The sequence below is a fragment of the Streptomyces sp. NPDC059455 genome, from assembly GCF_042750115.1.
Classification (GTDB): domain Bacteria; phylum Actinomycetota; class Actinomycetes; order Streptomycetales; family Streptomycetaceae; genus Streptomyces; species Streptomyces endocoffeicus.
Genome location: NZ_JBHYVB010000341.1, coordinates 823 through 7,623, shown reverse-complemented (window position 1 = coordinate 7,623; position 6,801 = coordinate 823). Strand labels below are relative to the sequence as shown.

Sequence of the window (6,801 nt, the reverse complement as noted above, 5' to 3'; positions counted from 1 at the left end):
GTGCCGGACACCGCCCGGCGGCTGCGCCCGAGCGGGCCGGGCGGTCCTGGCGGGCCGGGCGGTTCTGGCGGACCGGGCGAGCCGGGCGGTTCTGGCGGACCGGGCGAGCCGGGCGGTTCTGGCGGACCGGGCGGTCCTGGCGCCCCGGACGGGCTCGTCGTGCTGACCTTCGCCGCGCTGCTGGCGCTCGTCGTGGCCGATCTGTCCGGGATGAGCAAGGCCGAGACGGAGCGGATCTGGCTTCCCTTCCTCGTCTGGCTGCTGCCGACCACCGCGCTCCTGCCCGCCCGTGATCGCCGCCGATGGCTCTTGGTCCAGGCCTGCCTCTCACTGCTCGTCAACCACCTGCTTTTGACCGGTTGGTGAGGATGACTGATGTGAAGGGCACGTGATACTTCTGTGATACTGAGGGGGACGTACATCTGTACTGTTGCCAGGGGGCGGGACCCGTGAAGGCGCTGGAGATCGTGAAAGCGTTGAAGGCTTTAAGTGCGAGGAACGCCTATGGCGTGGCCGCGCCCTTAGGCGCGCTGACGGCCGTGGCCGTCGTGGTGGCGCTGCTGATAGCCCTGACCTCGCCGGGGGACGCGGGGGGCGCGCAGGACGGGGACCTCCCCGCCGCCGCGGCGTCCCCCAAGTCGGACCGGGTCCCCAGGGAGCCCAAGAAGGAAGACAAGTACGCACATTGGGACGGCAAGGACAAGGTGCTCGGGGACGGCTCGACGTCCTACACCGGACCGCAGCCGCATCAGCTCAAGCCCGAGAAGCTCAAACCGGGTGAGAAGCCGCCGCAGTTCGTGGTCTTCTCCTGGGACGGCGCGCTGGAGAACGACGACCATCTCTTCTCCCGCTTCCGCGAGGTGGCCAAGGAGACCAACGCCACCATGACGTTCTTCCTGAGCGGGATGTATCTGCTGCCCAAGTCGAAGAGCGACCTCTATCGGCCGCCGCAGCACAAGCCGGGCTCGGCCGCCATATCCTTCCCCACCGACGAGCACATCAGGGAGACCCTGGAGCAGCTGCGCGGGGCCTGGCTGGACGGCAATGAGATCGGCTCCCACTTCAACGGCCATTTCTGCGGCGCCAAGGGCGGGGAGGACTGGTCCACCGAGGAGTGGAAGAGCGAAACGGAGCAGGCGTATTCGTTCGTGAAGCAGTGGAAGACGAACACCGGCTTCACCGACATCAAACCGCTGCCGTTCGACTATGACGTGGAGCTGGTGGGCGGGCGGGCGCCGTGCCTGGAGGGTCAGAAGACGCTGATTCCGGCGATCAAGTCCCTCGGCTGGCGCTATGACGCAAGTTCCCCGGGCGACTTCCAGCTCTGGCCGTCCAAGATCGATGGAATCTGGAACTTCCCGCTGCAGCTGGTGCCGTATCCGGAGAGCGAGAAGCAGGTCCTCTCGATGGACTTCAACTTCCTCTTCAACCAGTCCGGTGACAGCACCGAGGGCGATCCGGGGAAATACGCGGAGTGGGAGCGGCTGACCCGTCAGGGATATCTGAACGGCTTCGAGCGGGCCTACAACGGCAGCCGGGCGCCGCTGTTCATCGGCAATCACTTCGAGACCTGGAACGGCGGCATCTATATGCAGGCCATCGAGGACGTGATGAGGAACGTCTGCCGCCGCGACGGAGTGCGGTGCGTGTCGTTCAAGCAGCTCGCCGACTGGCTGGACGCCCAGGACCCGAAGGTCCTGGCGAAGCTGCGGATGCTGGACCCGGCGGAATCGCCGGATTGGTCCACGTACACCAAGAGCAAGTAAGCGGTCCCGTTGCGGGGCCCTTTCCGCCGATACGGCTCATGCCGATACGGCTCATGCCAATGCGACTCGTGCCGAGGCGGCTCACGCCCGGGTAGCGCATTCCGCCAGTGCGGCTCGCGCCGGGGCGGCTCATTCCGCCGCCCCGTCCGTCATATAGCTCTTCCAGATGTCCATGGGGTAGGTGTCGCCCGAAGTATCGGTGCCTCCCCCGCCCATTCCCTTGAGCGGCATCAGCTCCTGCGACTTCGGATCCACCCGGGACAGCGAGACCGCCGTCGAGAGCTTCTTGGTGTACCCGACGAACCAGGCGGAGGTGCCGTCCTGCGCCGTGCCGCCCTTACCGGCCACCTCGCCACCGCCCACGGCGGCCTCGCGCGCCGAGCCGTCCGGGCTCTGGACCGCGCCGCGCAGCGCGTCGTCCACCTGCGCCGCGACCGCCGCGCTGAAGGCCCGCTTGGCGCGGTCCTTGCGCAGCTCGACCTTCTGCCCGCCGTGGGTGAGCCCGCCCACCGAGTACGGCGCGTAGTGCGTGCCATCGGCCGCGAACGTCCCGTAGGCGCTGGCCATACGGATCGAACTGGGCGTCGCGGTGCCGAGCGAGAACGCGGGCACCCGCGCGCCGAAGCTGCTGGGCAGCAGCCCCGCGTCGATGGACGCCCGACGGACCCGGTCCAGGCCGACGTCCATGCCCAGCTGGATCATCGGGGTGTTGATGGACCGCACGATCGCCTGGCGCAGCGGGACCTGCCCATAGGAGGCGTCGCCGTCATTGGTGGCCCGCACGATCTTGCCGCCGCGGTCCCAGTACGGGCCCTCGGGCGTATGCACCGCGATCTTGTTGTCACCGTCGTAGAGCGTCGAAGGCGTCACCGGCGTCCGCACCCCGTTGCGCTCCAGCAGGACGCCGTCGCGCAGCGCCGCGGCGTAGACGAAGGGGGTGAAGGAGGTGCCGGCCGGGACGGTGGAGGCGTTCGCGTCGTTGAATCCCTGCTCCAGATAGCCGGGGCCGCCGTACAGCGCGCGTATGGCGCCCCCCGGGGCCACGGACGCGGCGCCTATGCGCACATGGCGGTCCTCGGGGCGCTCCTCGGGGTCGAGGTTGTCCCGGGTCTTCTTCACCGCCTTGGCGAGCGCCTGGACCTTCGGCTTCTCGAAGGTGGTGTGGATCTGATAGCCGCCCAGGTCGAAATCGGCGTCGGATATGTCGGTGTGGGAGCTGACATACGCCTTGGCCGTCTCCACCAGATAGCCCACCTGGCCGGTGAGCCCCACCGGCCTGGGCGGCGCCTTGGGCTCGGGGAACGTCGTATAGCGCGCCCGCTCGGACTTGGACAGCTTTCCGATGTCCACCATCCGGTCCAGCACCCACTTCCAGCGGTCGACGGCCCGCTTGTGATTCTTGGCGCTGAGCGTCGGATCGAAGGTCCCGGCGCCCTTGAGCAGCGAGGCGAGCAACGCGCCCTCGCTCGCGTTGAGTTCCGAGACGTCCTTGCCGTAGTACGCGTACGCCGCCCGCTGAATGCCGTAACTGCCGCGCCCGAACCAGCTGGTGTTCAGATAGCGCTGGAGGATCTCCCGCTTGCTCATCCGGTCATCCAGCTTGATGGCCATGAACATCTCGGTGAGCTTGCGGGAGAAGGTCTGGCGCTGATTCAGATAGGCGTTCTTCACATACTGCTGGGTGATGGTCGAGCCGCCCTGCGTCTCACCACCCGTCACCATCCGCGTCACGGCGCGCATCAGCCCGCTCGGGGACACCCCGCTGTCGGTGTAGAAACTGGCGTTCTCGGCGGCGAGCACCGCCCACTGGACCTCTTCCGGCACCTTGCCCAGCGGCACTTCCTGCCGGTTGACCGGGCCGGTGCGGGCCATCTCGGTGCCGTCGGCCCAGTAGTAGACGTTGTCCTGCTGGGTGGCGAAGTCGTTGAGGTTCTTCGGGATGTCGGTCTGCATATACAGAAAGCTCAGCAAACCGGTCAGACTGCCGAGGCAGAACACGAAGAGCAGGGCGATCTGACGCCACGACGGCAGCCATCGCGTCGCACCGCGCCGCCCGGCCCGGGGATAGTCCAGCCGGATCCGCGCGGCCGCCCAGCGGCGCAGCCGCATCCCCCGGGTCCTCGAGGGCGGCTTACGGCGATGCTTGCGGTGCTTCCCCATGGCGTTGTCGCTGCTGCCCAGCACGTGTTTCCCCCACGCTCGCTCCGCGCGCGGGCGCGGCACAAAGGTGTGATCTTCCATCCCCCCAGACCAGACCGATCCTATTTTCCCTTCTGAACATCTGTCGCCACAGGGCACCAATTTTTTGTAACAGTGACCATATTCAGGGACTCCACCCACCCGGTGACCTTTCGCACCGCCCGGGTCCGCCCGGGTCCGCCCCTGGTCACCGCCCGGACCACCACCGCCACCGCCCGGACCGCCACCGCCCGATGGTCCGGCGCATGACCCCGAGGGCGTCCCCGCCGTGACACCCCGAAGCTCAAATGAACCTCTGAACCATGCGGCCGGGGGATTCGTCCTCCCTGTATGGGGTCATGACCCCGGCACGCGAGAAACACCGCGGGGGACGCGGTACGGAACGAGGAGGGGGAGCCATGGTGCGCCTCGGTACCGGAATCGGCTGGCGACCGGAGATCGCCGATGACATCGCGCGGCTGCCCGGCATCGACTGGGTGGAGGTGGTGGCGGAGAACATCTGCCCCGACCATGTGCCGGACGCGCTCCGGCGGCTGCGCGAGCGCGGGACCACGGTGGTCCCGCACGGGGTGTCGCTCGGCCTCGGGGGAGCCGAGCGGCCCGACCCCGGCCGCCTGCGGGCGCTGGCCGAGCGGGCCGAGGCGCTGGGCTCGCCGCTGGTCACCGAGCACATCGCGTTCGTCAGGGCCGGGGGGCCGCTGACCGCGTCACCGGCCATGGAGGCCGGGCATCTGCTGCCGGTGCCCCGGACCCGTGACGCGCTGGACGTGCTGTGCGAGAACGTGCGCATCGCGCAGGACGCGCTGCCGGTGCCGCTCGCGGTGGAGAACATCGCGGCGCTGATCTCCTGGCCCGGCGAGGAGATGACGGAGGGCCAGTTCCTGGCCGAGCTCGTGGAGCGCACGGGGGTGCGGCTGCTCATCGACGTGGCCAATCTGCACACCAACCACGTCAACCGGGGCGAGGACCCGGCCAAGGCGCTGGACGAGCTGCCCACCTCGGCGATCGCCTACGTCCATGTGGCGGGCGGGGTGGAGCGGGACGGGGTGTGGCACGACAGCCACGCCCACCCGGTGACCCAGCCGGTGCTGGACGTGCTCGCCAAGCTGTGCGCCCGCACGACACCGCCCGGGGTGCTGCTGGAGCGCGACGAGGACTTCCCGGCGGCGGAGGAGCTCGCGGGCGAACTGGACGCGATCCGCGCGGTGACGGCGGCGGGGGTCAGAAGCGGGGGCGGGGGCGCCGAGGCTCCGGTGAGGGCCGGGGGCGGGGGCGCCGAGGCTCCCATGGGGGAGTCCGCCGCGCCCGAGGCTTCGGTGAGGACGTCCGCCGCGCCCGATGCGCCCGTGCCCGACGCGCCCGTACCGGACGCCGCCCGGGAGCGGCTGGCGCTCGCCCAGACCGCGCTGCTGTCCGCGCTGGTCGGGGGCACCCCGCCGCCCGAGGGCTTCGACCGGCGGCGGCTGCGGGTGCAGAGCGCGGCGCTGACCGCCAAGCGGGAGTCCGTGATCGCCAAGGTGGCCCCGGAACTGCCCGAGATCCTGGGCACCGGCTACCGCTCGGCGTTCGCGCGGTACGCCGACGGCCGCCCGATGACCGGCGGCTACCGCCGCGACGCGATGTCGTTCGCCGAGCATCTGCTGGCGGACGGCCGGCCCGACGACGCGGCCGCCCGGCGCCGGCTGACGCTGTGGTGGCAGGAGCGGTCCGGGCCCGCGCCCCTGGCGTCCCATCCGGCGGCGCGGCTGGCCCGCCGGGTCCGGCTCGCGCTGAGCGGGGGGCGGTGAGCGGCATGGGCGCGATCGTGAGCCTGATCTATCTGGCGGTCGCCGTGTCGTCGGTGGTGCTCATCACGGGTACGGTCCGGTCCCGGCGCAGGGAGGTCTCGAGGCCGGTGTACGCCCAGGCGCACGACCTGCTGGAGGCCGCGTTCCTGGCGGGCGGGCCGGGGCGGGTGGCGGACACCGTGATCAGCGCGATGTACGCGGACGGGCGACTGGCGATCGGCGACCCCGGCGTGGTCTCGGTACGACAGCCGGTCGCGCGCGGCCCGGTCGAGGAGGAGCTGCTGCGGCTGTGCGCCATCTCCCCGCACGGCGGCCTGAAGTGGCTGCGCCGGGAGCTGATGCGCAGTCCGGTGGTGCAGGCGATCGGCGACCAGCTGGCGGGGCGCGGGCTGATGGTGCGGCCGGACGCCCTCCGGTTCTGGCACCGGCTGGCACGGCTCCAGGTCGGGCTCTGCTTCGCGGGCACGTTCCTGGGCATCGCGATGGCCATCAACATCACGGACAGCGACGAACTTCCGCTGATCCTCAAGATCGCCCCCGCGCTGTTCGCCGGCTTCCTCGTGGGCGGGATCTGTGCCGGTGCGGGCAAGCGCCGACTGACCGCCGCCGGGCAGCGGGCGCTGACGACGTACCGGAGGGACTCGGGGGTCGGCATACGGCGCGCCCGGTCCGTCGGCCACCCGGCGACGGTCCCCCTGATAGTCGTCGTCGCGCTGACCGGTGCGGCCGCCCTGACGGATGATCCGCTGCTGCGAGCCCAACTGCTGGATGCGCAAAAGGTGCCCGCCACTTCGGGTTCGTCGGGACCGACGGGAGCGTCGGACTCCGGTGGCGGATCGTGGTGCGGAGGAGGAGGCGGCGGCGGTGGCGGTTCCGGCTGCGGAGGCTCCTCATGCGGTGGCTCATCCTGCGGCGGAGGCGGCGGCGGTTCGGGCTGCGGTGGGGGCGGCGGCTGCGGAGGGGGCGGGGGCGGCGGCTGCGGAGGCGGCGGCTGAGCCGCCCCGCCCGAGGGCCGCGCCGCGGCCCGGTGGCCCCGCGCGGGCGGCGCG

General features: G+C 70.7%; 4 protein-coding genes and 1 pseudogene. 4 read left to right on the top strand and 1 reads right to left on the bottom strand.

Annotation, left to right across the window (positions count from 1 at the left end):
• Both ACFXB5_RS51420 and ACFXB5_RS51415 read left to right on the top strand, forming a co-directional pair.
• Nucleotides 1-366 (top strand): annotated as a pseudogene (locus tag ACFXB5_RS51420) (hypothetical protein); the annotation flags it as partial.
• A 143-nt stretch (nt 367-509) separates the two neighbouring features.
• Complete coding sequence (locus ACFXB5_RS51415) at nt 510-1,766, top strand: hypothetical protein (protein ID WP_385222464.1); 1,257 nt, start codon at nt 510-512, stop codon at nt 1,764-1,766.
• Nucleotides 1,767-1,895: 129 nt separating this feature from the next.
• On the opposite strand, the gene ACFXB5_RS51410 is transcribed toward ACFXB5_RS51415, so the two are convergent.
• On the bottom strand, nt 1,896-3,875 hold the full coding sequence (locus ACFXB5_RS51410; protein WP_385222467.1) for a transglycosylase domain-containing protein: 1,980 nt from the start codon (nt 3,873-3,875) through the stop codon (nt 1,896-1,898).
• A 488-nt stretch (nt 3,876-4,363) separates the two neighbouring features.
• Between ACFXB5_RS51410 and ACFXB5_RS51405 the strand changes: the two genes are divergently transcribed.
• Both ACFXB5_RS51405 and ACFXB5_RS51400 read left to right on the top strand, forming a co-directional pair.
• Nucleotides 4,364-5,752: a DUF692 family multinuclear iron-containing protein gene (locus tag ACFXB5_RS51405; protein WP_385222462.1), complete on the top strand. Its 1,389-nt coding sequence runs from the start codon at nt 4,364-4,366 to the stop codon at nt 5,750-5,752.
• A 5-nt stretch (nt 5,753-5,757) separates the two neighbouring features.
• The gene (locus ACFXB5_RS51400; protein WP_385222459.1) at nt 5,758-6,747 is read left to right on the top strand and encodes a TIGR04222 domain-containing membrane protein; all 990 of its coding nucleotides are present in this window, start codon (nt 5,758-5,760) and stop codon (nt 6,745-6,747) included.
• Nucleotides 6,748-6,801 lie beyond the last annotated feature (54 nt).

What these genes read in the sequence shown, in the direction of transcription:
- ACFXB5_RS51410 (WP_385222467.1), bottom strand. Translation starts at nt 3,875, where the DNA reads ATGCGGCTGCGCCGCTGGGCGGCCGCGCGGATCCGGCTGGACTATCCC.
- ACFXB5_RS51405 (WP_385222462.1), top strand. Translation starts at nt 4,364, where the DNA reads ATGGTGCGCCTCGGTACCGGAATCGGCTGGCGACCGGAGATCGCCGAT.
- ACFXB5_RS51400 (WP_385222459.1), top strand. Translation starts at nt 5,758, where the DNA reads ATGGGCGCGATCGTGAGCCTGATCTATCTGGCGGTCGCCGTGTCGTCG.